This window comes from Montanilutibacter psychrotolerans, assembly GCF_003719825.1.
Lineage (GTDB): Bacteria > Pseudomonadota > Gammaproteobacteria > Xanthomonadales > Xanthomonadaceae > Montanilutibacter > Montanilutibacter psychrotolerans.
In genome coordinates, this window is sequence record NZ_RIBS01000012.1 from 1 (window position 1) to 24,898 (window position 24,898).

The 24,898-nt window shown below is 64.6% G+C and carries 37 protein-coding genes; 35 read left to right on the forward strand and 2 right to left on the reverse strand.

Annotation, left to right across the window (positions count from 1 at the left end; genetic code table 11):
- From EER27_RS16055 to EER27_RS16200, 30 genes are all read left to right on the forward strand, one after another.
- On the forward strand, positions 1 to 121 hold a 121-nt coding region (locus EER27_RS16055; RefSeq protein ID WP_484502470.1), incomplete at its 5' end, for an EF-Tu C-terminal domain-related protein.
- A gap of 336 nt (positions 122 to 457) precedes the next feature.
- Complete coding sequence (rpsJ, locus tag EER27_RS16060; RefSeq protein ID WP_027070119.1) at positions 458 to 769, forward strand: 30S ribosomal protein S10; 312 nt, start codon at positions 458 to 460, stop codon at positions 767 to 769.
- 11 nt (positions 770 to 780) lie between these two features.
- Positions 781 to 1,434 (forward strand): 50S ribosomal protein L3, encoded by a 654-nt coding sequence (rplC, locus tag EER27_RS16065; RefSeq protein ID WP_123089162.1) that lies wholly within the window; start codon positions 781 to 783, stop codon positions 1,432 to 1,434.
- Between the two features lie 12 nt (positions 1,435 to 1,446).
- On the forward strand, positions 1,447 to 2,052 hold the full coding sequence (rplD, locus tag EER27_RS16070) for a 50S ribosomal protein L4 (protein WP_123089223.1): 606 nt from the start codon (positions 1,447 to 1,449) through the stop codon (positions 2,050 to 2,052).
- A complete protein-coding gene (rplW, locus tag EER27_RS16075; RefSeq protein WP_123089163.1) occupies positions 2,049 to 2,345 on the forward strand; it encodes a 50S ribosomal protein L23 in 297 nt (98 codons plus the stop codon). The genes rplD and rplW overlap by 4 nt, the downstream gene beginning before the upstream one ends.
- A 10-nt stretch (positions 2,346 to 2,355) precedes the next feature.
- Entirely contained in the window at positions 2,356 to 3,183 is an 828-nt protein-coding gene (gene rplB, locus EER27_RS16080) for a 50S ribosomal protein L2 (RefSeq protein WP_123089164.1), read from the forward strand.
- Positions 3,184 to 3,189: 6 nt separating this feature from the next.
- Complete coding sequence (gene rpsS, locus EER27_RS16085; protein ID WP_123089165.1) at positions 3,190 to 3,456, forward strand: 30S ribosomal protein S19; 267 nt, start codon at positions 3,190 to 3,192, stop codon at positions 3,454 to 3,456.
- Positions 3,457 to 3,466: 10 nt separating this feature from the next.
- Positions 3,467 to 3,802: a 50S ribosomal protein L22 gene (gene rplV, locus EER27_RS16090; RefSeq protein WP_123089224.1), complete on the forward strand. Its 336-nt coding sequence runs from the start codon at positions 3,467 to 3,469 to the stop codon at positions 3,800 to 3,802.
- A 14-nt stretch (positions 3,803 to 3,816) separates the two neighbouring features.
- The gene (gene rpsC, locus EER27_RS16095) at positions 3,817 to 4,569 is read left to right on the forward strand and encodes a 30S ribosomal protein S3 (protein WP_123089166.1); all 753 of its coding nucleotides are present in this window, start codon (positions 3,817 to 3,819) and stop codon (positions 4,567 to 4,569) included.
- A 6-nt stretch (positions 4,570 to 4,575) separates the two neighbouring features.
- Entirely contained in the window at positions 4,576 to 4,989 is a 414-nt protein-coding gene (gene rplP / locus EER27_RS16100; protein WP_036111797.1) for a 50S ribosomal protein L16, read from the forward strand.
- Complete coding sequence (rpmC, locus tag EER27_RS16105; RefSeq protein ID WP_123089167.1) at positions 4,989 to 5,174, forward strand: 50S ribosomal protein L29; 186 nt, start codon at positions 4,989 to 4,991, stop codon at positions 5,172 to 5,174. Before rplP ends, rpmC begins: the two co-directional genes overlap by 1 nt.
- Before the next feature lie 9 nt (positions 5,175 to 5,183).
- Positions 5,184 to 5,453, forward strand: a complete 270-nt coding sequence (rpsQ, locus tag EER27_RS16110) for a 30S ribosomal protein S17 (RefSeq protein ID WP_123089168.1) — start codon at positions 5,184 to 5,186, stop codon at positions 5,451 to 5,453.
- Positions 5,454 to 5,468: 15 nt separating this feature from the next.
- Positions 5,469 to 5,837, forward strand: coding sequence for a 50S ribosomal protein L14 (gene rplN / locus EER27_RS16115; protein WP_027070130.1), 369 nt, complete (start codon positions 5,469 to 5,471; stop codon positions 5,835 to 5,837).
- Positions 5,838 to 5,851: 14 nt separating this feature from the next.
- Positions 5,852 to 6,166 carry a 50S ribosomal protein L24 gene (gene rplX, locus EER27_RS16120; RefSeq protein ID WP_123089169.1) on the forward strand — a complete coding sequence of 105 codons (315 nt, stop codon included), beginning with the start codon at positions 5,852 to 5,854 and terminating at the stop codon, positions 6,164 to 6,166.
- Positions 6,167 to 6,177: 11 nt separating this feature from the next.
- Positions 6,178 to 6,720 (forward strand): 50S ribosomal protein L5, encoded by a 543-nt coding sequence (rplE, locus tag EER27_RS16125; protein ID WP_123089170.1) that lies wholly within the window; start codon positions 6,178 to 6,180, stop codon positions 6,718 to 6,720.
- Between the two features lie 18 nt (positions 6,721 to 6,738).
- On the forward strand, positions 6,739 to 7,044 hold the full coding sequence (gene rpsN / locus EER27_RS16130) for a 30S ribosomal protein S14 (RefSeq protein WP_123089171.1): 306 nt from the start codon (positions 6,739 to 6,741) through the stop codon (positions 7,042 to 7,044).
- A gap of 112 nt (positions 7,045 to 7,156) precedes the next feature.
- Complete coding sequence (rpsH, locus tag EER27_RS16135; protein WP_123089172.1) at positions 7,157 to 7,555, forward strand: 30S ribosomal protein S8; 399 nt, start codon at positions 7,157 to 7,159, stop codon at positions 7,553 to 7,555.
- A gap of 14 nt (positions 7,556 to 7,569) precedes the next feature.
- Positions 7,570 to 8,097, forward strand: a complete 528-nt coding sequence (gene rplF / locus EER27_RS16140; RefSeq protein WP_123089173.1) for a 50S ribosomal protein L6 — start codon at positions 7,570 to 7,572, stop codon at positions 8,095 to 8,097.
- Between the two features lie 29 nt (positions 8,098 to 8,126).
- Complete coding sequence (gene rplR / locus EER27_RS16145) at positions 8,127 to 8,480, forward strand: 50S ribosomal protein L18 (protein WP_123089174.1); 354 nt, start codon at positions 8,127 to 8,129, stop codon at positions 8,478 to 8,480.
- A 158-nt stretch (positions 8,481 to 8,638) separates the two neighbouring features.
- Positions 8,639 to 9,178 carry a 30S ribosomal protein S5 gene (rpsE, locus tag EER27_RS16150; protein ID WP_123089175.1) on the forward strand — a complete coding sequence of 180 codons (540 nt, stop codon included), beginning with the start codon at positions 8,639 to 8,641 and terminating at the stop codon, positions 9,176 to 9,178.
- Positions 9,171 to 9,371 (forward strand): 50S ribosomal protein L30, encoded by a 201-nt coding sequence (gene rpmD / locus EER27_RS16155; protein ID WP_123089176.1) that lies wholly within the window; start codon positions 9,171 to 9,173, stop codon positions 9,369 to 9,371. Before rpsE ends, rpmD begins: the two co-directional genes overlap by 8 nt.
- Positions 9,372 to 9,381: 10 nt before the next feature.
- Positions 9,382 to 9,819, forward strand: a complete 438-nt coding sequence (gene rplO, locus EER27_RS16160) for a 50S ribosomal protein L15 (RefSeq protein ID WP_123089177.1) — start codon at positions 9,382 to 9,384, stop codon at positions 9,817 to 9,819.
- 7 nt (positions 9,820 to 9,826) lie between these two features.
- Positions 9,827 to 11,197 (forward strand): preprotein translocase subunit SecY, encoded by a 1,371-nt coding sequence (gene secY / locus EER27_RS16165; RefSeq protein WP_123089178.1) that lies wholly within the window; start codon positions 9,827 to 9,829, stop codon positions 11,195 to 11,197.
- A gap of 280 nt (positions 11,198 to 11,477) precedes the next feature.
- Positions 11,478 to 11,834 (forward strand): 30S ribosomal protein S13, encoded by a 357-nt coding sequence (rpsM, locus tag EER27_RS16170; RefSeq protein ID WP_123089179.1) that lies wholly within the window; start codon positions 11,478 to 11,480, stop codon positions 11,832 to 11,834.
- Positions 11,835 to 11,846: 12 nt separating this feature from the next.
- Entirely contained in the window at positions 11,847 to 12,239 is a 393-nt protein-coding gene (gene rpsK / locus EER27_RS16175) for a 30S ribosomal protein S11 (RefSeq protein WP_055902370.1), read from the forward strand.
- Positions 12,240 to 12,253: 14 nt separating this feature from the next.
- Positions 12,254 to 12,883, forward strand: a complete 630-nt coding sequence (gene rpsD, locus EER27_RS16180; protein ID WP_123089180.1) for a 30S ribosomal protein S4 — start codon at positions 12,254 to 12,256, stop codon at positions 12,881 to 12,883.
- 52 nt (positions 12,884 to 12,935) lie between these two features.
- Positions 12,936 to 13,934, forward strand: a complete 999-nt coding sequence (locus tag EER27_RS16185; protein ID WP_123089181.1) for a DNA-directed RNA polymerase subunit alpha — start codon at positions 12,936 to 12,938, stop codon at positions 13,932 to 13,934.
- Between the two features lie 15 nt (positions 13,935 to 13,949).
- On the forward strand, positions 13,950 to 14,324 hold the full coding sequence (rplQ, locus tag EER27_RS16190; protein ID WP_123089182.1) for a 50S ribosomal protein L17: 375 nt from the start codon (positions 13,950 to 13,952) through the stop codon (positions 14,322 to 14,324).
- A 255-nt stretch (positions 14,325 to 14,579) separates the two neighbouring features.
- Positions 14,580 to 15,083 carry a disulfide bond formation protein B gene (locus EER27_RS16195; protein ID WP_123089183.1) on the forward strand — a complete coding sequence of 168 codons (504 nt, stop codon included), beginning with the start codon at positions 14,580 to 14,582 and terminating at the stop codon, positions 15,081 to 15,083.
- A 90-nt stretch (positions 15,084 to 15,173) separates the two neighbouring features.
- Positions 15,174 to 16,559, forward strand: a complete 1,386-nt coding sequence (locus EER27_RS16200; protein WP_123089184.1) for a class II 3-deoxy-7-phosphoheptulonate synthase — start codon at positions 15,174 to 15,176, stop codon at positions 16,557 to 16,559.
- A 338-nt stretch (positions 16,560 to 16,897) separates the two neighbouring features.
- Here the strand turns inward: EER27_RS16200 and typA are convergent, their stop codons facing one another.
- Positions 16,898 to 18,742 carry a translational GTPase TypA gene (gene typA, locus EER27_RS16205; protein WP_123089185.1) on the reverse strand — a complete coding sequence of 615 codons (1,845 nt, stop codon included), beginning with the start codon at positions 18,740 to 18,742 and terminating at the stop codon, positions 16,898 to 16,900.
- A 200-nt stretch (positions 18,743 to 18,942) separates the two neighbouring features.
- Here typA and EER27_RS16210 point away from each other — a divergent pair, with 200 nt between their 5' ends.
- From EER27_RS16210 to EER27_RS16230, 5 genes are all read left to right on the forward strand, one after another.
- Positions 18,943 to 19,449 carry a peptidylprolyl isomerase gene (locus EER27_RS16210; protein ID WP_123089186.1) on the forward strand — a complete coding sequence of 169 codons (507 nt, stop codon included), beginning with the start codon at positions 18,943 to 18,945 and terminating at the stop codon, positions 19,447 to 19,449.
- Positions 19,450 to 19,685: 236 nt separating this feature from the next.
- A complete protein-coding gene (locus tag EER27_RS16215) occupies positions 19,686 to 20,930 on the forward strand; it encodes an aminotransferase class I/II-fold pyridoxal phosphate-dependent enzyme (protein WP_223807378.1) in 1,245 nt (414 codons plus the stop codon).
- 11 nt (positions 20,931 to 20,941) lie between these two features.
- Complete coding sequence (locus tag EER27_RS16220) at positions 20,942 to 21,298, forward strand: glutaredoxin family protein (RefSeq protein ID WP_123089187.1); 357 nt, start codon at positions 20,942 to 20,944, stop codon at positions 21,296 to 21,298.
- 43 nt (positions 21,299 to 21,341) lie between these two features.
- The gene (locus EER27_RS16225) at positions 21,342 to 22,328 is read left to right on the forward strand and encodes a malate dehydrogenase (protein WP_123089188.1); all 987 of its coding nucleotides are present in this window, start codon (positions 21,342 to 21,344) and stop codon (positions 22,326 to 22,328) included.
- 96 nt (positions 22,329 to 22,424) lie between these two features.
- On the forward strand, positions 22,425 to 23,345 hold the full coding sequence (locus tag EER27_RS16230; protein ID WP_123089189.1) for a glycosyltransferase: 921 nt from the start codon (positions 22,425 to 22,427) through the stop codon (positions 23,343 to 23,345).
- Here the strand turns inward: EER27_RS16230 and EER27_RS16235 are convergent.
- Positions 23,302 to 24,750: a hypothetical protein gene (locus EER27_RS16235; RefSeq protein ID WP_123089190.1), complete on the reverse strand. Its 1,449-nt coding sequence runs from the start codon at positions 24,748 to 24,750 to the stop codon at positions 23,302 to 23,304. The two genes, EER27_RS16230 and EER27_RS16235, sit on opposite strands and share 44 nt — an antisense overlap.
- Positions 24,751 to 24,898: the final 148 nt, after the last annotated feature.

Genomic DNA, 24,898 nt, shown 5'->3' on the forward strand with positions numbered 1-24,898 from the left:
CAACGTGAAGATGGTCGTGTCGCTGATCAACCCGGTGGCGATGGACGAAGGCCTGCGTTTCGCGATCCGCGAAGGCGGCCGCACCGTCGGCGCCGGCGTCGTCGCCAAGATCCTCAAGTAAGAATGCACCACCGCGCCGTCCGGCTGGGTCCGGATGGCGCAACCAGCGAAAGGAGGGACAGGATGTCCCTCGTGTTCGCCCGACAGGGAAGCGTCGCGTGGCAATGTCCCGGGAGCCGGGCCTCGACTTGTTCGGGGCTCGCTTGACGGGGCTGTGACACGCGCCTTATACTTTTCTGTCTGGGTGGCCCGGGTAACCGGGCCGCCCTGTTTTACAACTGAATTTCTGGTCCGGATCTTGCTTTCCCGTGCCGGTGTATGTGCGTTATCAGGTTGTCTCATGGGGTTCGGCGCACCCAGTCGCCGGCCCGTCGCTCTTTAATGAAGGAATCCCGTCATGGCGGACCAAAAGATCCGAATCCGGCTCAAGGCGTACGATCATCGTCTGATCGACCGCTCGGCCAGCGAGATCGTCGAGACGGCAAAGCGGACCGGCGCGCAAGTGCGCGGCCCGATCCCGTTGCCGACCAAGATCGAGCGCTACACCATTCTCGTTTCGCCGCACGTCGACAAGGACGCGCGTGACCAGTACGAGACCCGCACGCACAAGCGCGTGCTCGACATCGTCGACCCCAACGACAAGACCGTGGACGCGCTGATGAAGCTCGAACTCGCGGCTGGCGTTGACGTCCAGATCAAGCTGACCTGAGGCCGCCCACCATGACCGCGAAGAAATATTCGTTGGGCATCGTCGGTCGCAAGGCCGGCATGAGCCGCTTCTTCACCGAAGACGGCAAGTCGGTGCCGGTGACCCTCATCGAGGCGACCCCGAACCGCATTACCCAGATCAAGACCCTCGACAGCGACGGCTACAGCGCGCTGCAGGTGACCGTCGGCGTCCGCCGCGCGGCCCTGGTCAACAAGCCCGAAGCCGGTCACCTCGCCAAGGCGAAGGTCGAAGCCGGTCGTGGCCTGTGGGAGTTCCGCGTGGCCGACGAGCTGATCGGCGACTTCAATGTCGGCGGCGAGATCAAGGCTGACATCTTCGAAGTCGGCCAGATCGTCGACGTCCAGGGCGTGACGAAGGGCAAGGGCTTCCAGGGCACGATCAAGCGCTGGAACTTCAAGATGGGCGACGCGACGCACGGTAACTCGTTGTCGCACCGTTCGCCGGGCTCCATCGGTCAGCGCCAGACGCCGGGCCGTGTGTTCCCGGGCAAGAAGATGTCCGGCCACATGGGTGACGTGCAGCAGACGACGCAGCGTCTTGAAGTGGTCAAGGTCGACGCAGAGCGTGGCCTGATCGCGATCAAGGGCGCAGTGCCGGGTGCTCCGGGCGGCGACGTGATCGTTCGTCCGTCGAGCAAGGTTTAAGGAGAGATGACGATGGAACTCGCCATCACCAATAGCAGCAAGACGCTCTCGGTTTCCGAGGCGATCTTCGACCGCGATTTCAGCGAAGACCTGGTCCACCAGGTGGTCGTTGCGTACCGCAATGCCGGTCGTGCCGGCACCAAGGCGCAGAAGACCCGTTCGGAAGTCAATGGCACCACCAAGAAGTCGAAGAAGCAGAAGGGCGGCGGTGCGCGTCATGGCGCGCTGACGGCTCCAATCTTCGTCGGCGGCGGCGTGACCTTCGCGGCCAAGCCGCGCAGCTTCGCGCAGAAGGTCAATCGCAAGATGTACCGCGCTGCGATCTCGTCGATCCTGTCCGAGCTGAACCGCCAGGGCCGCATCAAGATCGTGGAAGCGTTCGATCTCGACGCTGCCAAGACCTCCGGTCTGGTTGCCAAGCTCAAGGGCCTGGAAGTCGGTCGTCGTCCGCTGATCGTCACCGAGGACGCTACCGAGAACCTGTACCTCTCGGCCCGCAACCTGCCGTACGTCGAAGTGCGTGACGTGCAGGGTCTCGACCCGGTCGCGCTCGTTGGCGCCGACACCGTCGTGATGACCGCCGACGCCGTCAAGAAGATCGAGGAGTGGCTGGCATGAACGACGCCAAGCTCTACAACGTAATCCGCGCGCCGCGCGTGTCCGAAAAGACCGCACGCCTGCAGGAAGTTTCCAACCAATACGTCTTCGAAGTTGCGACGACCGCTACCAAGGCCGACATCAAGGTCGCCGTGGAAAAGCTGTTCGACGTGAAGGTCGAATCGGTCAACGTGCTGAACGTGAAGGGCAAGAGCAAGGCCTTCAAGTTCCGCATGGGCCGTCGCGCCGACTGGCGCAAGGCGTACGTGAAGCTGGCCGAAGGCCAGACGATCGACGTGATGGCCAAGGCCTGAGGAAAGACCCATGGCATTGATGACTTTCAAACCCACCTCGCCCGGCCGCCGTTCGGCCGTCCGCGTGGTCACGCCGGGCCTGCACAAGGGCGCGCCGCACGCGGCCCTCGTCGAGCCGAAGAGCAAGACTGGTGGTCGTAACCACCACGGCCGCATCACCACCCGTCACATCGGTGGTGGCCACAAGCAGCACTACCGCATCATCGACTTCAAGCGCGACAAGGTCGGTATCCCCGCCCGCGTCGAACGCATCGAGTACGATCCGAACCGCACCGCGCACATCGCGCTGCTGTGCTACGTCGACGGCGAGCGTCGCTACATCATCGCGCCCAAGGGCCTGAAGGATGGCGACCAGGTGATCGCGGGCCGTGACGCCCCGATCCGCGTCGGCAACACGCTGCCGCTGAGCAACATCCCGGTCGGTTCCACCGTGCATTGCATCGAGATGAAGCCGGGCAAGGGCGCCCAGATCGCTCGCGCCGCTGGCGCCAGCGTCTACCTGGTCGCTCGCGAGCAGGGCTACGCCACGCTGCGTCTTCGCTCCGGCGAAATGCGCAAGGTGCCGGTCGAGTGCTGCGCGACCATCGGTGAAGTCGGCAACGACGAGCACAGCCTCGAGAAGCTCGGCAAGGCGGGCGCGAAGCGCTGGCGCGGTGTCAAGCCGACCGTTCGCGGTGCGGCCATGAACCCGGTCGATCACCCGCACGGTGGTGGTGAGGCCAAGGCTGGCCAGGGCAACCCGCATCCGGTCACCCCGTGGGGTGTTCCGACCAAGGGTTACAAGACGCGTAAGAACAAGCGTACGCAGCAGTTCATCGTTCGCGATCGCAGGAGCTAATCGGCCATGGCACGTTCACTCAAGAAAGGCCCGTTCGTCGACCACCACCTGATGAAGAAGGTGGAGACGGCAGGCAACAACAAGAAGCCGATCAAGACCTGGTCGCGTCGCTCGATGGTTCTGCCGGAGATGGTGGGTTTCACCATCGCCGTGCACAACGGTCGCAACCACATTCCCGTGCTCGTCAACGAAAACATGGTTGGCCACAAGCTCGGTGAGTTCGCCCTGACCCGTACCTTCAAGGGTCACGGCGGCGACAAGAAGAGCCGCTAAGGAGATGACCATGGAAGCGAAAGCCATCCTGCGCAGCGCGCGCATCTCCGCCCAGAAGGCCCGCCTGGTCGCCGACCAGGTGCGTGGTCTGTCCGCCGAGCGCGCCGTCAACCTCCTCAAGTTCTCGGACAAGAAGGCTGCCTCCCTGATCCGCAAGGTCGTGGAGTCCGCCATCGCCAACGCCGAGAACAACCAGGGCGCTGACGTCGACGAGCTCAAGGTCACGACCATCATGGTTGACGAGGGTCCCTCGCTGAAGCGCTTCATGGCGCGTGCGAAGGGCCGCGGCACCCGCATCCTCAAGCGCACCAGCCACATCACTGTGGTTGTGGGCGCGGGCAAGTAAGGCGGAGTCAGACAATGGGTCATAAAGTACATCCGACCGGAATCCGCCTTGGTATCTCCAAGGACTGGAATTCGAAGTGGTTTGCCGGCAAGAAGCAGTACGCCGAGTACCTCGCTGCCGACCTGAAGGTCCGCGAGATGCTTCGCAAGAAGCTTGCCCAGGCCGGTATTTCCAAGATCTTCATCGAGCGTCCGGCGAACAACGCCCGCGTGACGATCCACACCGCCCGTCCGGGCGTGGTGATCGGCAAGCGTGGCGAGGACATCGACAAGCTGCGTAAGGAAGTCAGCGAACTGATGGGCGTTCCGGCGCACATCAACGTGACCGAAGTGCGCAAGCCCGAGCTCGATGCGCAGCTGGTTGCCGAGTCGATCGCTCAGCAGCTCGAGCGCCGCATCATGTTCCGCCGTGCGATGAAGCGCGCGGTCGGCAACGCGATGCGCCTCGGTGCCCTGGGCATCAAGGTCAACGTCGCCGGCCGTCTCAACGGCGCCGAGATCGCGCGTTCGGAGTGGTACCGCGAAGGTCGCGTGCCGCTGCACACGCTGCGTGCCGACATCGACTACGGCTTCGCTGAAGCCAAGACGACGTACGGCATCATCGGCATCAAGGTGTGGGTCTACAAGGGTGAGATCTTCGATTTCTCCCAGGTTGGCCAGGAAAAGCAGGACGACAGTCCGCGCAGCGACCGTGGCGATCGCAACGATCGCGGCGACCGCCGTGACCGCAACGACCGTCCGGCTCGCCCGGCCCGCGAACAGAGGTAATTCGCCATGCTGCAACCCAAGCGAACCAAGTACCGCAAGGTACACAAGGGCCGCAACGACGGCCTGAGCTGGAGCGGTAACGCTGTCAGCTTTGGCGAGTACGGCCTGAAGGCGACGGCGCACGGTCAGCTGACCGCGCGCCAGATCGAGGCAGCCCGCCGTTCCATCAGCCGCTACGTGAAGCGTGGCGGCAAGATGTGGATCCGCGTGTTCCCCGACAAGCCGATCACCAAGAAGCCGATCGAAGTCCGAATGGGCTCCGGTAAGGGCAACGTTGAGTACTGGGTCGCCCAGATCCAGCCCGGTCGCATGATTTACGAGATCGAAGGTGTTGCCGAGGACGTGGCGCGTGAAGCGTTCCGCCTGGCCGCCGCCAAGCTCTCGGTGACCACCACTTTCGTTACCCGGACGGTGCGCTAATGGAACTCAAGCAACTGCGCGAGAAATCGGCTGATGAGCTGAAGAGCCATCTGGTCGAGCTGCACAAGGAGAGCTTCGCTCTCCGCATGCAGAAGGCCACCGGTCAGCTCGCCAAGACCCACGAGGCCCGCCGCGTGCGCCGCGAGATTGCTCGCGTCAACATGCTGCTCGGCGAGAAGAAGTAAGGACCCGCCATGACCGACAACAAAACAGAGAAGGCGCTGCGCACGGTTGAAGGCCGGGTCGTCAGCAACAAGATGGACAAGACCGTCACCGTGCTCGTTGAGCGCCAGGTCAAGCACGCGCTGTACGGCAAGTACATCCGTCGCTCGACCAAGCTCCACGCCCACGATGCCGACAACGCCTGCAAGGAAGGCGATGTCGTGCGCGTGAAGGAGATTGCTCCGATGTCCAAGACCAAAAACTGGAGCGTGGTTGAAATCGTCAGCCGCGCGGCCGAATAAGAGGAGGGCTGAACCATGATCCAGATGCAAAGCTACCTCGACGTGGCGGACAACTCGGGTGCCAAGGAAGTGATGTGCATCAAGGTGCTCGGCGGTTCCAAGCGCCGTTACGCCGCGATCGGCGACATCATCAAGGTCACCGTGAAGGACGCGATTCCGCGTGGCAAGGTCAAGAAGGGCGACGTCTATGACGCCGTCGTGGTCCGCACCCGCAAGGGCGTTCGCCGCCCGGACGGTTCGCTGATCCGCTTCGATGGCAACGCTGCTGTGTTGCTCAACAACAAGCATGAGCCGATCGGCACCCGCATCTTCGGGCCCGTTACCCGTGAACTGCGTTCCGAGAAGTTCATGAAGATCGTCTCGCTCGCGCCCGAAGTGCTCTGAGCGGAGGAATTGACATGAACCGTATCAAGAAGGGCGACCAGGTTGTCGTCACCGCCGGCAAGGACAAGGGCAAGAAGGGCGATGTGCTTCGCGTTGCTGGCGACAAGGTTGTCGTCGCCAACATCAACATCGTCAAGCGCCACACCAAGCCGAACCCGCAGGCCAACCAGCCCGGCGGCGTGATCGAGCGTGAAGCTCCGATCCACATTTCCAACGTCATGCTGTTCAACCCGGCCACCGGCAAGGGCGAGCGCATCGGTATCAAGGTGCTGGAGGATGGACGCAAATTGCGTGTGTTCCGCTCCAGCGGTGAGGCGGTCGACGCCTGAGGAATGCTGAAATGAACACCCGGCTTGAAAAGTTCTACAAGGAAGAAGTCGTTCCGCAGCTGACCGAGAAGTTCGGTTACAAGAATCCGATGGAAGTGCCGCGTCTCGTCAAGATCACCCTGAACATGGGTGTGGGCGAGGCCGCCACCAACAAGAAGATTCTCGAGAACGCCGTTGCGGACATGACCAAGATCGCCGGCCAGAAGCCGATCGTGACCAAGAGCCGCGTTTCGGTGGCCTCGTTCAAGATCCGCGACGGTTGGCCGATCGGCGCCAAGGTGACCCTGCGTCGCGCCAAGATGTTCGAGTTCCTGGACCGCCTGATCAACATCTCGCTTCCGCGCGTGCGTGACTTCCGCGGCGTGTCGGGACGTTCGTTCGACGGCCGTGGCAACTACAATATGGGCGTCAAGGAACAGATCATCTTCCCGGAAATCGATTTCGACCAGGTCGACGCGCTGCGTGGCATGGACATCGCGATCACCACGACCGCGAAGACCGACGCCGAAGCGCGCGCCCTGCTGGAAGCCTTCCGCTTCCCGTTCCGCAACTGATCAGCGAGCACTGACACCATGGCAAAGACTTCAATGATCAACCGCGATCTCAAGCGCGCGAAGCTGGCGAAGAAGTTCGCGGCGAAGCGTGAAGAGCTCAAGAAGATCATCTCCAGCGAGACCGCGTCGTACGACGACAAGGCCGAGGCCGTCACCAAGCTTTCCAAGCTCCCGCGTGACTCCTCGCCGTGCCGCCAGCGCAACCGTTGCGCGCTGACCGGCCGTTCGCGTGGCGTCTACAGCAAGTTCGGCCTCGGCCGCAACAAGCTGCGTGAAGCCACCATGCGCGGCGACGTTCCGGGCCTGCGCAAGGCCAGCTGGTAATTTCCAGCCGGTCCTGTACCATGTCGCGCCTCCCATCGGGGGCGCGGCAACGCGACACTACAACTGAAATTCGCAGCTCGCGGATATCGGTGCACTCATCAGGTGAATACACATGAGCATGACTGATCCCATCGCCGACATGCTGGTCCGCATCAAGAATGCGGCCGCTGTTCGGAAGCAGACGGTGAAGATGCCGTCGTCCAAGATCAAGGTCGCCATCGCCGGCGTCCTGAAGGACGAGGGTTACATCCTGGATTCGCGCGTGACCGAAGCTGGTCCGGGCAAGTCCGAACTCGAAATCTCGCTGAAGTACTACGAAGGCAAGCCGGTGATCGAGCGCCTCGAGCGCTACTCCCGTTCGGGCCTGCGCCAGTACCGCGGCAAGGACGCGATCCCGAAGGTCCTCGGCGGCCTCGGCGTTGCCATCATCTCCACCTCGAAGGGCATCATGACCGATGCGCAGGCGCGCCAGCAGGGCGTCGGCGGTGAAGTCCTGTGCTTCGTGGCTTAAGGGAGTAATCGACCATGTCCCGAGTTGCCAAGAAGCCGATCGCCCTGCCCAAGGGCGTCGAGCTGAACATCCAGGCTGACAGCATCAGCGCCAAGGGCCCGAAGGGCACCCTGTCGATCGCCAAGCCGGCCGCCATCAACCTGAAGGTCGAGAACGGCGAAGCCGTGTTCGAGATCGGCGATGCCGCCCTGATCCCGCTGACCGGCACGCTGCGCGCCATCCTCGCCAACATGGTGAAGGGCGTCTCCGAAGGCTTCGAGCGCAAGCTTGAGCTGGTCGGCGTCGGTTACCGTGCCTCGATGGCCGGCAAGGACCTCAACCTCGCGTTGGGCTTCTCGCACCCGATCCTGTTCAACACGCCCGAAGGCATCACCATCGCTACCCCGACCCAGACCGAAATCCTGGTCTCGGGCGCGGACAAGCAGCGCGTCGGTGAAGTCGCGGCCAAGATTCGCGGTTTCCGTCCGCCGGAGCCCTACAAGGGCAAGGGTGTGAAGTACGCCGGTGAAGTCATCATTCGCAAGGAAGCCAAGAAGGCCTAAGGCCTATCCGCTTTCTGAAGGACACGATCATGAACAAGAACATCGCCCGCCTGCGCCGCGCCAAGTCGACCCGCTCCCACATCCGGGATCTCGGCGTCGCCCGTCTGACGGTGCTCCGCACCGGCCAGCACCTGTACGCTCAGGTCTTCACCGCCGACGGCTCCAAGGTTCTGGCTTCGGCCTCGACCCTGCAGGCCGACGTGAAGGAAGGCCTGAAGAACGGCAAGAACAGCGACGCAGCCGCCAAGGTTGGTCGCATGGTGGCCGAGCGCGCCCGCGCTGCCGGCATCGAGAAGGTCGCGTTCGACCGCTCGGGCTACCGCTACCACGGCCGCATCAAGGTGCTCGCCGATGCAGCTCGCGAAGGCGGCCTGCAGTTCTGATGCTTGAAGGCATGGGGATTCGTCCCCATGCCTTGGTTCCAGCTGCCGGCACGGTTCGTGTCGGGCGTGAAGGCGGATTCCCGTTTTCGCGCATCACCCGCGGTACATCACAACCATAAGCGGCCAAGCCGCAAATCCCTCAACTCCCAGGAACTGAAATGGCAGAAGAACGTGCACCGCGGGGTCGTGATCGCGACCGTAACCGCGAAGAAGTCGACGACGGCATGATCGAGAAGCTGATCGCGGTCAACCGCGTCAGCAAGACCGTCAAGGGTGGTCGCCAGTTCACCTTCACCGCACTGACGGTGGTGGGTGACGGCGCCGGCAAGATCGGTTTCGGCTACGGCAAGGCGCGCGAAGTGCCGGTCGCTATCCAGAAGTCGATGGAATACGCCCGCAAGAGCATGATCAACGTCGACCTGAACAACGGCACCCTGTGGCACTCGGTCAAGGCCGGTCACGGCGCGGCTCGCGTGTTCATGCAGCCTGCTTCGGAAGGTACCGGCGTGATCGCCGGCGGCGCGATGCGCGCTGTGCTCGAAGCGGTCGGTGTGAAGAACGTTCTGGCGAAGGCCGTCGGTTCGCGCAACCCGATCAACCTGGTCCGTGCCACGCTGCGTGGCCTGTCCGACATGCACTCGCCGGCCAAGATTGCGGCCAAGCGCGGCAAGAAGGTGGAGGATCTGATCCATGGCTAAGAACGAAGCCGTTCCGGGCGGCACCGTCAAGGTGCGTCTGGTCAAGGGGCTGCGCGGCACCCAGTCGCGCCACCGCCTGTCGGTCCGCGCCTTGGGCCTGAACAAGCTCAACGACGTGCGTGAGCTGAAGGACAGCCCGCAGGTTCGTGGCCTGATCAACAAGGTCCACTACCTGGTTCAGGTCGAGGACTAAGGAGAACATTATGCGTCTCAATACACTTCAGCCCGCTGAGGGTGCCCGCGAAGACCGCAAGCGCGTCGGTCGCGGTATCGGTTCCGGCCTGGGCAAGACCTGCGGCCGCGGCCACAAGGGTTCGTTCGCTCGTTCGGGCAAGGGCAAGATCAAGGCCGGCTTCGAAGGCGGCCAGATGCCGATGTACATGCGCCTGCCGAAGATCGGCTTCCGCTCCAAGTCCGCCAAGGACACCGCCGAAGTGCTGCTGTACCAGCTGGACAAGCTGGAAGCGGGCGAGATCGACCTGGCCAAGCTGCGCGCGGCCAAGCTGATTCCGACCACCGCCAAGCAGGCCAAGATCGTCGTCAAGGGCGAGCTGACCAAGGCGTTCGTGCTCAAGGGCTTGCTCGCCACGGCCGGTGCCAAGGCCGCGATCGAAGCGGCTGGCGGCAAGGTCGAGGAGTAAGCGACGGATGGCGCAGAGCGGCAACGCAATGGCTGGTATGGGCGGCGGGCTCGGTAAGTTCACCGAGCTCCGTCAGCGCCTGCTGTTTGTGGTCGGGGCATTGATCGTCTATCGCATCGGTTGCTACATCCCGGTGCCAGGCGTCAATCCCGAAGCAATGCTGCGCCTGATGGAAAGCCAGCAGGGCACCATCGTGGACATGTTCAACATGTTCTCCGGTGGTGCGCTGTCGCGTTTCAGCCTGTTGGCGCTGAACGTGATGCCGTATATCTCGGCGTCGATCATCATCCAGCTGCTGGTACAGATCGTGCCGAGCCTGAAAGCCATCCAGAAGGAAGGCGAGTCGGGTCGACGCAAGATCAACCAGTGGTCGCGCATGGGCGCGATCCCGCTTGCCGTGTTCCAGGCGTGGGGTATCGCGACGGCGCTGCAGGCCGGTGGTGCGAGCGAGGGTCTCCAGGTGGTGTACAACCCCGGGCCCGGCTTCATCATCACTGCTGTCATTTCGCTGACCGCCGGCACCATGTTCCTCATGTGGCTGGGCGAGCAGATCACCGAGCGCGGCGTCGGCAACGGTGTCTCGCTGATCATCTTCGCCGGTATCGTCGCGGGGCTTCCGGCCGCCGTGATCGGGATGGTCGAGCAGATCCGCAACGGTGACATGAACATCCTCACCGCCATTGCGGTGGTGGCGATCGTCCTGGGCTTCACCTACCTGGTGGTGTTCATCGAGCGCGGCCAGCGTCGCATCACGGTGAACTACGCCCGGCGTCAGGGCGGTCGCAACGCTTACATGAACCAGTCGTCGTTCCTCCCGCTGAAGCTCAACATGGCGGGTGTCATTCCGGCGATCTTCGCTTCGAGCCTGGTGATGTTCCCGGCCACGATCGCGACCTGGTTCGGGCAGGGCAGTGAGTCCGGTACGGCGTCGATGCTGCAGCGGGTCAGCCAGTGGCTGAACCCCGGCGAGCCGCTGCACATGATCCTGTACGCGTCGTTGATCATCGGTTTCGCGTTCTTCTACACCGCGCTGGTGTTCAACTCGCAGGAAACCGCTGACAACCTCAAGAAGTCTGGCGCGCTGATTCCGGGCATCCGTCCGGGCAAGGCGACCGCGGATTACGTCGACGGTGTGCTGACCCGTTTGACGGCGGCCGGTGCGATCTACCTGGTGGTGGTGTGCCTGCTGCCGGAGATCATGCGCTCCAAGATGGGTACGTCGTTCTACTTCGGCGGCACCTCGCTGCTGATCGTGGTCGTGGTGGTGATGGACTTCATTGCGCAGATTCAGGCGCACCTGATGTCCCACCAGTACGAGAGCCTTCTGAAGAAGGCAAATTTGAAGGGCGGCTCGCGCGGCGGATTGGCCCGCGGGTAAGCCAACAAGAGGGCGGCTCGCGCGGCGGTCTCGCGCGCGGGTGGGTCTGGACCGAACGCGCGCCAGAGTAGCGCGCGGGGCCGGGGAGGGCAGTCAGATGCCTCTCTCCCACGGTACAGTCGGGATCCGTCGCCGGAGCATGGGCACACTCCCCATGCCGTGGCACTGCGACGCCTCGTGCGCCGCAGGGCTTCCTATTAACCCGAGACCTTGATAACATTTCCGATTCACTCCGCCGGGTTGTGACAAATCCGGCCGCCAATCAGTTGGAGATCGCGTTATGGCGCGTATTGCGGGCGTCAATCTGCCTGCCCAGAAGCATGTCTGGGTGGGCTTGCAAAGCATCTACGGCATCGGCCGTACTCGTTCGAAGCAGGTCTGCGAATCCGCAGGCGTGACTTCGACGACCAAGATCCGCGACCTGTCCGAGCCTGAAGTCGAGCGCCTGCGCGCCGAGATCGGCAAGTTCGTGGTCGAGGGCGACCTGCGTCGCGAGATCGGCATGTCGATCAAGCGTCTGATGGACCTGGCCTGCTACCGCGGCCTGCGTCACCGCCGCGGCCTGCCGCTGCGTGGTCAGCGCACGCGTACCAATGCACGCACCCGCAAGGGTCCGCGCAAGGCCATCAAGAAGTAAGGGGCAGACATCATGGCCAAGCCGGCAGCTGCAAAAACCAAGAAGAAGATCAAGCGGGTCGTCACCGACGGCATCGCCCACGTCCACGCTTCTTTCAACAACACGATCATCACGATCACCGACCGTCAGGGCAATGCGCTGTCGTGGGCAACTTCGGGTGGCGCGGGTTTCCGCGGCTCGCGCAAGTCGACCCCGTTCGCCGCGCAGGTTGCTGCTGAGAAGGCCGGCCGTGCTGCGCTCGACTACGGCGTCAAGTCGCTGGAAGTGCGCATCAAGGGTCCGGGTCCGGGTCGCGAGTCCGCCGTTCGTTCGTTGAACAACGTGGGCTACAAGATCATGAACATCATCGACGTGACGCCGATCCCGCACAACGGGTGCCGTCCGCCGAAAAAGCGTCGCGTCTGAGGAGCTGAAGAAAAATGGCTCGTTATATCGGTCCCACCTGTAAGCTCGCTCGTCGCGAAGGCGCCGACCTGGGCTTGAAGTCCTCCTCGCGCGCACTGGATTCCAAGTGCAAGCTCGAGCAGAAGCCCGGCCAGCATGGCCCCATCGCCCGTAGGGGCAAGCTGTCCGACTACGCCAACCAGCTTCGCGAGAAGCAGAAGGTCAAGCGTATCTACGGTCTGCTGGAGCGTCAGTTCCGCAACTACTACAAGAAGGCTTCGACCAAGAAGGGCAACACCGGCGAGAACCTGCTGCAGCTCCTGGAGACGCGTCTCGACAACGTCGTCTACCGCATGGGCTTCGCGGTCACCCGTCCGGCCGCCCGTCAGCTGGTCTCGCACCGCGGTGTCACGGTCAACGGCAAGTCGGTCAACCTGCCTTCCTACCAGGTCAAGGCTGGTGATGCGATTGCGCTCTCCGAGCGCGCCCAGAAGCAGCTTCGCGTTCAGGAATCCCTGACCGTGTCGCAGCAGATGGACCTGTCGCCGTCGTGGGTCGAGGTTGACAGCAAGAAGTTCAGCGGTGTGTTCAAGGCGGTTCCGGATCGTGCGGACCTGCCGGCAGACATCAACGAAGCGCTGATCGTCGAGCTGTACTCGAAGTAATCCATTGTTTTGGATCCCCGCTGCGGCGGGGGTCCGCAGGAGACACCACAACATGACGGTTACCGCCAACCAGGTACTGCGTCCCCGCGGTCCCCAGATCGAACGCCTCGCCGGCAACCGCGCGAAGGTAGTGATCGAGCCGCTGGAGCGTGGCTACGGCCACACCCTCGGCAATGCGCTGCGCCGGGTGCTGCTGTCGTCGATTCCGGGTTTCGCCATCACCGAAGTTGAAATCGATGGCGTGCTGCACGAGTACACCACGGTCGAAGGCCTGCAGGAGGACGTGCTCGAGGTCCTGCTGAACCTCAAGGACGTCGCGATCCGCATGCACACCGGTGAAGCGTCCACGCTTTCGCTGGCCAAGCAGGGTCCGGGCGTCATCACCGCTGCCGACATCAAGACCGACCACAACGTCGAGATCCTGAATCCGGAGCACGTGATCGCGCACCTGACCAAGGACACCGCGATCAACATGCGCCTCAAGATCGAGCGTGGTTACGGCTACCAGCCGGCCGCCGCGCGTCGTCGTCCGGACGAGGAGACCCGCACCATCGGTCGCCTGATGCTGGACGCGAGCTTCTCGCCGGTCCGTCGCGTCGCGTATGCCGTGGAAGCGGCTCGCGTCGAACAGCGCACCGACCTCGACAAGCTGGTCCTGGACATCGAGACCAACGGCACGATCGACGCCGAGGAAGCCGTCCGTACTGCGGCCGACATCCTCACCGATCAGCTGTCGGTGTTCGGCGACTTCACCCACCGCGACCGCGGTGCGGCGAAGCCGGCGACCAGCGGCATCGACCCGATCCTGCTGCGTCCGATCGACGACCTCGAGCTGACCGTGCGTTCGGCGAACTGCCTCAAGGCCGAGAGCATCTACTACGTCGGTGATCTGATCCAGAAGACCGAAGTCGAACTGCTCAAGACCCCGAACCTTGGCAAGAAGTCGCTCACCGAGATCAAGGAAGTGCTGGCACAGCGCGGCCTTTCGCTCGGCATGAAGCTCGAAAACTGGCCGCCCGCCGGCATCGCCTCGCACGGCATGATGGGCTAATTAGGAAATACGACCATGCGCCACCAGAAATCCGGACGCAAGTTCAGCCGCACCAGCTCGCATCGCGATGCGATGTTCAGCAACATGGCTGCGTCCCTGATCAAGCACGAACTGATCCGTACCACCCTGCCGAAGGCCAAGGAACTGCGTCGCGTCGCAGAACCGCTGATCACGATGGCGAAGGCCGATGGCGTTGCAAACCGCCGTCTCGCGTTCTCGCGTCTGCGTGACAAGCAGGCCGTCGGCAAGCTCTTCATCGAACTGGGCCCGCGTTACCGCGAGCGTCCGGGCGGTTACCTGCGCATCCTCAAGTGCGGTTTCCGCGCTGGTGACAATGCGCCGATGGCCTATGTCGAGCTCGTTGATCGCCCGGACGCCGCCACGGAGTAATCCGTAGCACGTCCATCGACTGGCGGAGGTTCGCCAGCCGTCGCAGGAGCCCCGGCTTGCCGGGGCTTCTTGCGTTTCTGCGCCCTGTGGGATGCCGGGTCTACGGCGCCGGGTTGCCGTTCGATGGCGTTCAATCGAACGCCGCCGCTTGCGCCTGCCGTGGCGGGCCATTGGCGCCCTGCGCTCATCCCGCGCATCGCGTTCGGACAGCGGGCGCCGCTTCGTTTCGCCCTTGGCAGCGGCTAAGCTTCGCGCATGACCAATCCTCTTCTGCGCGGTTCGTTCCGCACCCAGTATCTGCTCGGTTTCCTGGCCTGCGTCGCCGTGCTGGCTTACGCCATTTTCGTGCAGCTCCACGATGGCTTCGAGCCTTGCAACCTGTGCATCTTCCAGCGCATTGCGTTCGCTGCGCTCGGCCTGGTGTTTCTTGTCGCCGGATTGCATTCGCCGCGAAGCGTGGGCGGTCGCCGCGCGTACGGCGTGCTGGCGACGATCGCGGCCCTGTCCGGCATCGGCATCGCCGCGCGCCACGTGTGGGTGCAGCTTTATCCGGCCGAGTCCGGCGGGTGCGGCGCGCCGATATCGTTCATGCGCGAGACGATGTCTACGTTCGACCTGGTCCGCAAGGTGCTCACCGCGAGCGGGAATTGCGGGGACATCGACTGGACGTTCCTCGGCCTGTCGATGCCGGCCTGGAGCCTGATCTGCTTCGTGGTGCTGGCTGTCTGGGCGGCGTTTGCGGCGTTTGTCCGGCGCTGACGGTGCGCCACGGTTGCCCACGTAACCGTTGCACGGCGCGGTAGCACCCACCATGATGCTTGCTGCTTTGCAACAAGCCATGGAACGCACATGTCGAACAAGAGCCGAAACCTGCATCCCGTGAACCTCCCGAGCGAATGGGCGCCGACGTCGTGGCGTGGCCGGCCGGCCTTGCAGTTGCCCCAGTATCCCGACCAGGCCGTGCTGGACGGCGTGCTGGGTGAGCTGCGCGCGCTGCCGCCGCTGGTGACGTCCTGGGAGATCCTGGCGCTCAAGCAACAGATTGCCGAGGCCCAGGAAGGCAAACGCTTTCTGCTGCAGGGCGGTGACTGCGCCGAGACCTTCGACTCGTGCTCGTCCGAGGTCATCTCGAACCGGCTGAAGGTGCTGCTGCAGATGAGCCTCGTGCTGGTGCACGGCCTGCGCAAGCCGGTGGTACGGGTGGGGCGCTTCGCCGGCCAGTACGCCAAGCCGCGTTCGTCGGATTCGGAGACGATCGACGGCGTGACCCTGCCCAGCTACCGGGGCGACATGGTCAATGCGCCAGAGTTTTCCGAACCCGCGCGTATCCCGGACCCGCGCCGCATGGTCAAGGGACACGCCCGTTCGGCGATGACGATGAATTTCGTCCGCGCACTGATCGATGGCGGTTTCGCCGACCTGCACCATCCCGAATACTGGAACCTCAGCTGGGTCGGTCATTCGCCACTGGCCGACGAGTACCGTCACATGGTCGCCGGCATCGGCGATGCGGTGCGCTTCATGGAAACCCTGTCCGGCGCCGAGGTGCACAACCTCAACCGGGTGGATTTCTACACCTCGCACGAGGCCCTGCTGCTGCCTTACGAGGAATCGCAGACTCGCGAAGTCCCGCGCCATTGGGGCTGGTTCAACCTCAGCACCCACTACCCGTGGATCGGCATGCGGACGGCCGCGGTGGATGGCGCGCATGTCGAGTATTTCCGCGGCATCCGCAATCCGATTGCGCTCAAGGTGGGGCCGTCGGTAACGCCGGACCAGCTGCTGCGCGTGATCGATGTACTCAACCCCGACGACGAGGCGGGGCGACTGACGTTCATCCACCGCATGGGTGCGAAGCACATCGCCGACAAGCTGCCGGCCCTGCTCGATGCGGTGAAGCGCGATGGCCGCCGCGTGCTCTGGGTCTGCGATCCGATGCACGGCAACACCGAGTCGACCGCGAATGGCTACAAGACGCGCCGTTTCGACAACATCGGGCGCGAGCTCGAGCTGGCGTTCGACATGCACGCCGCGGCCGGAACCCGGCTTGGTGGCGTGCACCTGGAGCTGACGGGCGAGGATGTCACCGAGTGCCTCGGCGGCGCGCGCGAGCTGACCGAAACCGATCTCGAGCGGGCGTACCACTCCACCGTCGATCCGCGCCTGAACTACGAACAGGCGCTCGAGGTGGCGATGCTGATCGTGCGCAAGCACGCGACGCTCGCGGCCACCTGAGCACGGTCGCCACCCAGGCCGCCTGGGAATGGCGCGGATGCAACAAGCAAAAGCCCCGCACTCGCGGGGCTTTTTGCTGTTGTCGATGGCGACGGTAGGGCAACGCCCGAGGCTCGCGGTCGCCTGAGCGCCGCCACCCGGGTCCGCTCGGGATCGGCGCGGATTCAAACAAAAGCCCCGCACTCGCGGGGTTTTTTGCTGTTGTCGATGGCGAGGTCAGGCGACACGCGCTCGAGGCAAGCTGAGCGCCGCCACCAATGGGTCTGCCCGGGCGCGGCGCGAGTGCAAACAAAAAGCCCCGCATTCGCGGGGCTTCTTGCTGCTGCCGGTGGCGACGGTCAGGCGGCGCGCGAGGCGCGCTTGCGGTCGTTCTCGGTGCGGAACTTCTTGCGCAGACGGATCTGCTTGGGCGTGACTTCGACCAGCTCGTCGTCGTCGATGAACTCCAGCGCCTGCTCGAGCGACAGCTTGATCGCCGGGATCAGGCCCTCGTCCTTGTCGGTGCCCGAGGCGCGGAAGTTGGTGAGCTGCTTGCCGCGCAGGGCATTGACGGTGAGGTCGTTGTCCTTGGAGTTGATGCCGACGATCTGACCCTCGTAGATCTCCTCGCCCGGCTCGATGAACAGGCGGCCACGCTCCTGCATCGCGATCTGCGCGTAGGCCGGCGACGGACCGGTGCCGTTGGAGATCAGCACGCCGTTCTGGCGTTGGCCGATCTCGCCTTCCATCTTCGGACCGAAGTGGTCGAACACGTGGAACAGCAGGCCCGTGCCGGCGGTCAGCGTGCGGAACTCGGTCTGGAAGCCGATCAGGCCACGCGCCGGGATGATGAACTCCAGGCGCACGCGGCCCTTGCCGTCGGGTTCCATGTTCTGCAGCAGCGCCTTGCGCTCGCCGAGGCGGCCCATGACGCCGCCCTGGAACTGCTCTTCCATGTCGACCACCAGCTGCTCGAACGGCTCCTGCATGATCCCGTCGATTTCCTTGATGATCACTTCCGGGCGCGACACGGCCAGCTCGTAGCCTTCGCGACGCATGTTTTCGATCAGGATGGACAGGTGCAGCTCGCCGCGGCCGCTGACCTTGAACTTGTCGGCGTCGCCTGTGTCTTCGACCTTGAGTGCAACGTTGTGCGCGGTCTCGCGGGTCAGGCGGTCACGCAGCTGGCGCGAGGTCAGGAACTTGCCGCCGCTGCGGTCCTTCACGCCGGCGAACGGCGAGTCGTTGACCTGGAAGGTCATCGAGATGGTCGGCTCGTCGACGGTCAGGATGGGCAGCTGTTCGACCGCGGCCGGATCGCAGACCGTATCGGAGATGCCGAGGCCTTCGATGCCGCTGAACGCGATGATGTCGCCCGCCTGGGCCTCGTTCACTTCCACACGCTCCAGGCCCATGAAGCCCAGCACCTGCAGCACCTTGCCGTTGCGGGTCTTGCCCTCGCGGTCCATCACGGTGACCTGCTGGTTGGTCTTGACCTTGCCGCGCTGGATTCGGCCGACGCCGATGATGCCGACGTAGTTGTTGTAGTCCAGCGAGGTGACGCGCAACTGGAACGGGCCATCCGGATCGACCGGCGGTGCCGGCACGTGCTTGCAGATGGTCTCGAACAGGTGGGTCATGTCGCCGCCACGCACGTCGGGGGTGTCGCCGGCATAGCCCTGCAGGCCCGAGGCGTAGACGGTGGTGAAGTCGAGCTGGTCGTCGGTCGCGCCGAGGCGGTCGAACAGGTCGAAGGTCTGGTCCAGCACCCAGTCGGCGCGGGCGCCCGGGCGGTCGACCTTGTTGACCACGACGATCGGCTTGAAGCCCATCGCGAAGGCCTTCTGCGTGACGAAGCGGGTCTGCGGCATCGGGCCGTCCATCGCGTCGACCAGGATCAGAACCGAGTCGACCATCGACAGAACGCGCTCGACCTCGCCACCGAAGTCGGCGTGGCCCGGGGTGTCGACGATGTTGATGCGCCAGACTTCGCCGTCCTTGTCGGTCCAGCGGATGGCGGTGTTCTTCGACAGGATCGTGATGCCACGTTCCTTTTCGATGTCGTTGCTGTCCATCACCCGGTCGGGAACGATGGCGCGCTCGTCGAGGGTGCCGGACTGCTTGAGCAGCTGGTCGACGAGGGTGGTCTTGCCATGGTCGACGTGGGCGACGATGGCGATATTGCGCAGGCGTTCGATGGACATGCGGGGAGGGCGCCACGAAGGGCGCTGAGGCAGCTAAGGAAGCCGACAAGTATACCGGTCTGCGATGACGGCTGCCGGATTGCCTGAACGGGGCGGGGTATCCTTGTGGATCGCCCGGATCGTCGCCATGTCGACGCCGTACCCCGGCCTGACCCGGCCCCGACCCACCCGCTAGTCCCCCAACGTCCCAGGAGACGTCCATGAGCCTGATCGCCACCTTCGACACCGACCGCGGCCCGATCCGCGTTGAACTTGCCGCCGACAAGGCGCCGCTGACCGTCGCCAACTTCGTGAATCTGGTCCTTCGCGGCTACTACGACGGCCTCAACTTCCACCGTGTGATCCCGGATTTCATGGTCCAGGGCGGCTGCCCGGAAGGCCGTGGCACCGGTGGCCCGGGTTACAAGTTCGAGGACGAGGCCCGCAACGGCTTGGGCCACCAGCGTGGCGTGCTGTCGATGGCCAATGCCGGCCCGGCGACGAACGGTAGCCAGTTCTTCATCACACACGTCGCCTGCCCGTGGCTGGACGGCAAGCACACCGTGTTCGGCAAAGTGCTCGAGGGCATCGAAGTGGTCGACGCGGTGAAGCAGGGCGACACCATCAAGTCGGTGAAGATCGAGGGCGATACCGCCGCCGTGCTGGCCGCGAAGGCCGACCGCGTTGCTGACTGGAACCGGATCCTCGACGAGCGCGCCAGCGCCTGATTCCGGACGTGGTCGACCGCTGCGTCGACCTGCTCAACCGGCCTGCCCAGCTCAACCGGCCTGCCCAGCAGGCCTGTTCAGTTGGTTTGCATCACACAGGCCGTCCCGACGCCCGCCACCGCTTGCCGGAGCGGGCGTCGTGCTGTGCGGGCCTTTGCCGGGCACGCTGTCGCGGCCATGTCCGCAAGGGGTCGCGGCGGGCCTGCGTGCTACCATTTTGGGGCTCGACACCGGCCATGCCGGACCCCACTTTCGACTCCCACGAGGTCATCACGATGCCCCAGCTTGCCAGGCGCATCGGTCGCGCCAAGCCCAGCGCGATCATGCAGGTCGCTGAAAAAGCCAAACGCCTGAAGGGCGAAGGCCGCGACATCATCAGCTTCTCGATCGGCGTCCCGAATTTCCTGCCTGGCGACCACGTCTACGCGGCAGCGCGCGACGCGCTGGCCAAGGACAGCGGCCAGTACGGCAGCAATCGCGGCGCGGACGCGATGCTCGACGCATTCCTGGCGCACATGGACAAGGTGGGGCTGAGTGGCTATGGCCGCGTCAACTGCGCCACCGGCGTCGGCGCCAAGCACGTGATCTACAACCTCGCCGAGGCGCTGCTGGACGAGGGCGACACCATCGTCTTCCCGGCGCCGTACTGGACCAGCTACCTCGACATCGCCGAGATCGTCAACGCGAAGATCGAGCTGCTGCCGTGCCCGGCCGCGCAGGACTACAAGCTCACGCCGGCCCAGCTCGATGCGGCGCTGGCCAAGAAGCCGCGCGTGTTCCTGTTCAACAACCCGTCCAACCCGACGGGCATGGTCTATTCGAAGGAAGAGATCAGCGCCCTGGCCGACGTGCTGGTGAACTATCCGGACACCTGGATCATCACCGACGACATCTACAACCGCATGGTGTTCGACGGCCTGGGTTACCACAACTTCGTGCACGCCCGTCCCGAGCTGCGCGACCGCGTGATCTTCATCGACTCGCTGTCCAAGACCTACGGCATGCCCGGCTGGCGCGTCGGCTTCATGGCCGGTCCCGAAGCCGTGGCCCAGGCCGTGGTGACGATGAATTCCAACCACATCACCAACCTGCCCGAAGTCGTCAGCGCCGCCGCAGTGGCCGCGCTGTCGGGTCCGCAGGACGTGCCGGTGGCCAAGTGCGCCGAGTTCCAGGCCAAGCGCGACCAGGTCATGGACGTCATGAACGCGATCCCGGGCGTGGTTTGCCCGCGGCCGCAGGGCGCGTTCTACGTGTTCCCGGACATCAGCGTCGCGTTCGGCAAGACCCACGGCCCGACGGGTGTCCGCATCGACAACGATGTCGACTTCTGCAACGCCCTGCTCGAAGCCAAGGGTGTGGCGTGCGTACCCGGTTCGGCGTTCGGTGAACCGCGCGCGCTGCGCATCAGCTACACCTGCCCGACACCGCAGCTGGCCCCGGGCCTGCAGCGGTTCCAGGAGTTCTTCTCCGAGCTGGGCTGACCGGGACCGCCATGCGCGTCATCTGGCTGTTGTTGATCCTTGCGGCAATCGGTGGGCTGTTCAAGCTCACCGGCCCGCGCGAGCAGCCCATGCATCCGGACGATCCGCGCATGGCAACCGGCGACAACCGCATCGTCATGCTCTTCGCGCAGTGGTGCGGCTATTGCCGCAAGCAGCAGCGGGAGTTCGAGATGGCCAACGTGCGCTACCGCGTCCTGGACGTGGAAACGCCGGAAGGCAATCGGGCAATGCAGGCCCTTGGCGCGCAAGGCGTGCCCACCACCGTGATCGGTCAGCACGTGGTGCACGGTTACCAGACCGCCGAATTGAAAGAACGACTCGCCCCACTTGGCTATCGCGTGTTCTGACGCGGCAGCCCATGCCTCCTAATTCTTGCGCAAGGAATTTCCCATGAAGACTCCCGTTCGTGTTGCCGTCACCGGTGCCGCCGGCCAGATCGGCTACTCGCTGCTGTTCCGCATCGCCTCGGGCGAGATGCTCGGCAAGGACCAGCCGGTCATCCTGCAACTGCTCGAGCTGCCGATGGAAAAGGCCCAGGCCGCGCTCAAGGGCGTGATCATGGAGCTTGAGGACTGCGCGTTCCCGCTGCTCGCCGGCGTGGTCGGCACCGACGACGCCGAGGTCGCGTTCAAGGACGCCGACGTGGCCCTGCTGGTCGGCGCGCGTCCGCGCGGCCCGGGCATGGAGCGCAAGGACCTGCTGCTCGAGAACGCGAAGATCTTCACTGCGCAGGGTGCTGCGCTGAACAAGGTGGCCTCGCGCAACGTCAAGGTGCTGGTGGTCGGCAACCCGGCCAACACCAATGCCTACATCGCCATGAAGTCGGCGCCGGACCTGCCGGCGAAGAACTTCACCGCGATGCTGCGTCTGGACCACAACCGCGCGCTGTCGCAGCTGGCCACCAAGGCCGGCGTGGCCGTGGGCGACATCGAGAAGCTGGTCGTGTGGGGCAACCACAGCCCGACCATGTACCCGGACTACCGCTTCGCCACTGTCAACGGCCAGTCGCTGAAGGACCAGATCAACGACGCCGACTGGAACGCCAACGCGTTTATCCCGCAGGTCGGCAAGCGTGGCGCGGCCATCATCGAAGCGCGCGGCCTGTCGTCGGCGGCCTCGGCAGCCAATGCCGCCATCGACCACATCCGTGACTGGGTCCTGGGCAGCAACGGCAAGTGGGTGACGATGGGCGTTCCGTCCGACGGCAGCTACGGCATTCCGGAAGGCGTGATGTACGGCGTGCCGGTGATCACCGAAAACGGCGAGTACACCCGCGTTGAAGGCCTGCCGGTGGACGAGTTCAGCCGCGCGGCGATGGACAAGACCCTGGCCGAGCTCGAGGAAGAGCGCGCCGGCGTGGCGCACCTGCTGGGCTGATCTGCACGCAATACCGGCAGCCCCGGCTGCCATCCCGGACGCCCGCCGCAATGGCGGGCGTCTTTCGATTCGGGGCGGGAAAAAGGAAGGGACGCGGTGACACCACGAGTTGCGGTTCTGATCCCTTGCTTCAACGAGGAAGTGGCGATCCGGCAGGTGGTGGACGCCATGCGCCAGGCGCTGCCCGACGCGCGGATCGTCGTCTACGACAACAACTCCAGCGACCGCACCATCGAAGTCGCACGGGCTGCAGGTGCCGAAGTGCGTTCGGTGCAGTTGCAGGGCAAGGGAAACGTCGTGCGTCGGCAGTTCGCGGACATCGACGCCGACGTCTACGTGATGGTCGACGGCGACAACACCTACGATGCCAGCGCCGCCCCTGCGCTGGTCGAAAAGGTGCTGGAAGGCCACGACATGGTGGTCGGCTTGCGCGAGGCGACCGGCGAGTTGGCGTACCGCCCCGGCCATGTCTGGGGAAATCGCCTGCTGACCGGCTTCCTGTCGCGCCTGTTCGGACGCAGTTGCCGCGACATCCTGTCGGGCTACCGTGCGTTCTCGCGCCGCTTCGCGAAGAGCTTCCCGGCCCAGTCGACCGGCTTCGAGATCGAAACCGAACTGACCGTGCACGCGCTGGAGCTGCGGATGCCCGTAGCCGAAATCGCGACGTCCTACAAGGAGCGGCCGGCGGGCTCCGTCAGCAAACTCAACACCTGGCGCGATGGGTTCCGGATCCTGCGCACGATGCTCCGCCTTTACGCTGCCGAGCGCCCGATCCACTTCTACGGCGCCTTGGGTGCATCTTTCGCCGGCCTGGCCGCCGTGCTGGTGTCGCCGGTGCTGTGGACCTACCTGCAGACCGGACTGGTGCCGCGCTTTCCGACCCTGATCGTGGCCGCCGCACTTTCGGTGCTGGCCGTGCTGTCGTGGATGGTGGGCGTGGTGGTGGACGCGGTTGCGCGCTCGCGTCGCGAACTCAAGGCGTTGGCGTACCTTCGCCTGTCCTCGCCTCGCGACTGACGCGTTGCGGCAAGAAGGCTCCCGCAATCGCGGCGACATTGGCCAGCACGAACCAGGGCAGCGGGTGCAGGTAGCGGAAGGACACGATGTGCGCAAACAGCACGTGTGACGCCACCAACCCCATCGAGACCAGCGCCAGCAGGCAGTACTGCGCGCGTTTCGAGGTGCGCCATCCGGCCGCGGCGGTTGCAACGGCCAGCGGAAACAGCAGGAACAGGCAGCTCGTCAGCCACGCGGTCGACGCCGCGAAATAGCGGCGCGCGGGCGTGTCGATGGCATCGACGCCGCGCGCATCCCACCGCAACCATTCCTGGATGCGTTGCAACGCATGCTCGTCCGGCGCGATCACGCCCTTGTCGTCCTGCATGCGCCAGTAGACCTTCTCGCGGTCGAAGTAGCCGCCCAGTGTCTCGACGTTGATGCGTAGCAGGCCGGTGAAATCGCGCAACATCGCGCGCCGGGTCACCACGCGTGCGACCGCCTCCGGCTCGGCGCTGTTCTTCTCGATGGTGCGCCACAGACCGCGCTCGTCCCAGATGTGGTGGCCACGCTGCCAGTGGTCGTCGAGCGGCAGTTGCACCTGCTTGAGCACATCGCCGGAAACGCCCGTGCCCTCGAAGTCCTCGGCCCGGATGAGCGGGGCGACCAGGCCGACCTGCATCATCCCGGACAGCGCGAGATAGCCCGGCGGGCACTTGTTGAGATAGCCGTAGGCATGGGTGTACGCAAGGTGCGACCCAAGCAGCATCGCCATCGCCGCAGCGAGGTGCTGCGCCCGGAAACGCCAGTCCGCGAGTGGTGCCTGCAACAGCAACCGCAGCAGCGGCACGGTGATGCCAAGGCCGATCACCACGGGAAGCAGGTTGGTGCGGAAATTGGCCGCGCCAAGCCCGCACAGGCAGGCACCCAAGAACCACCACAGGCTGCCGTTGAACAGGTAACGCGAGTACGCCAGCACCGTGGCGACCAGCGCCAGCAGGCCGATCGTCTCGGCCATCACCATGCGCTCGAAGAACACCTGCGCCGGATCGGAGGCCAGTGCCAATGCCGGGATCGCGGCCAGCCAGAAACCCAGCCCCAGCGCGCGCCGCAGAAACGCGAACACTCCCAGCGTGCTGAGGGTCGACCACAGCACCTGCACGATGACGATGGCGATCGGTGTGTGCAACGGCATGGCGCTGAAGTGCAGCACGGCGCCGTACAGGAACGAGCGACCCGGCGCCGCGCTGAGCCACGCGGCCGTCTGCAGGTAGACCATCGAGTCGCCCATGTAGACGCGCAGCGTGTGGTCGGCGACCAGCCATGCCAGCTTGATCGCCAGGACAATCACCGCGATCAGTGCTGCCTCCCGCGCGAACAGCAGTGAAGCTTGGCTTGCCGGGCGGGTGTCGGGCGCTGGATGCATGGGCGGTCTGAGCGGTGGGTGGGTGAACGCCTGGCGTGCGTCGCATGGCGGGGTCGCGGCCGCACGATGGTAAACGCACGGGCGCACAATCGGCCCGAGTCGTTGCGTCTCCTTCGTACGACCAAGGTCGGAACGCCTGGGCGAATGC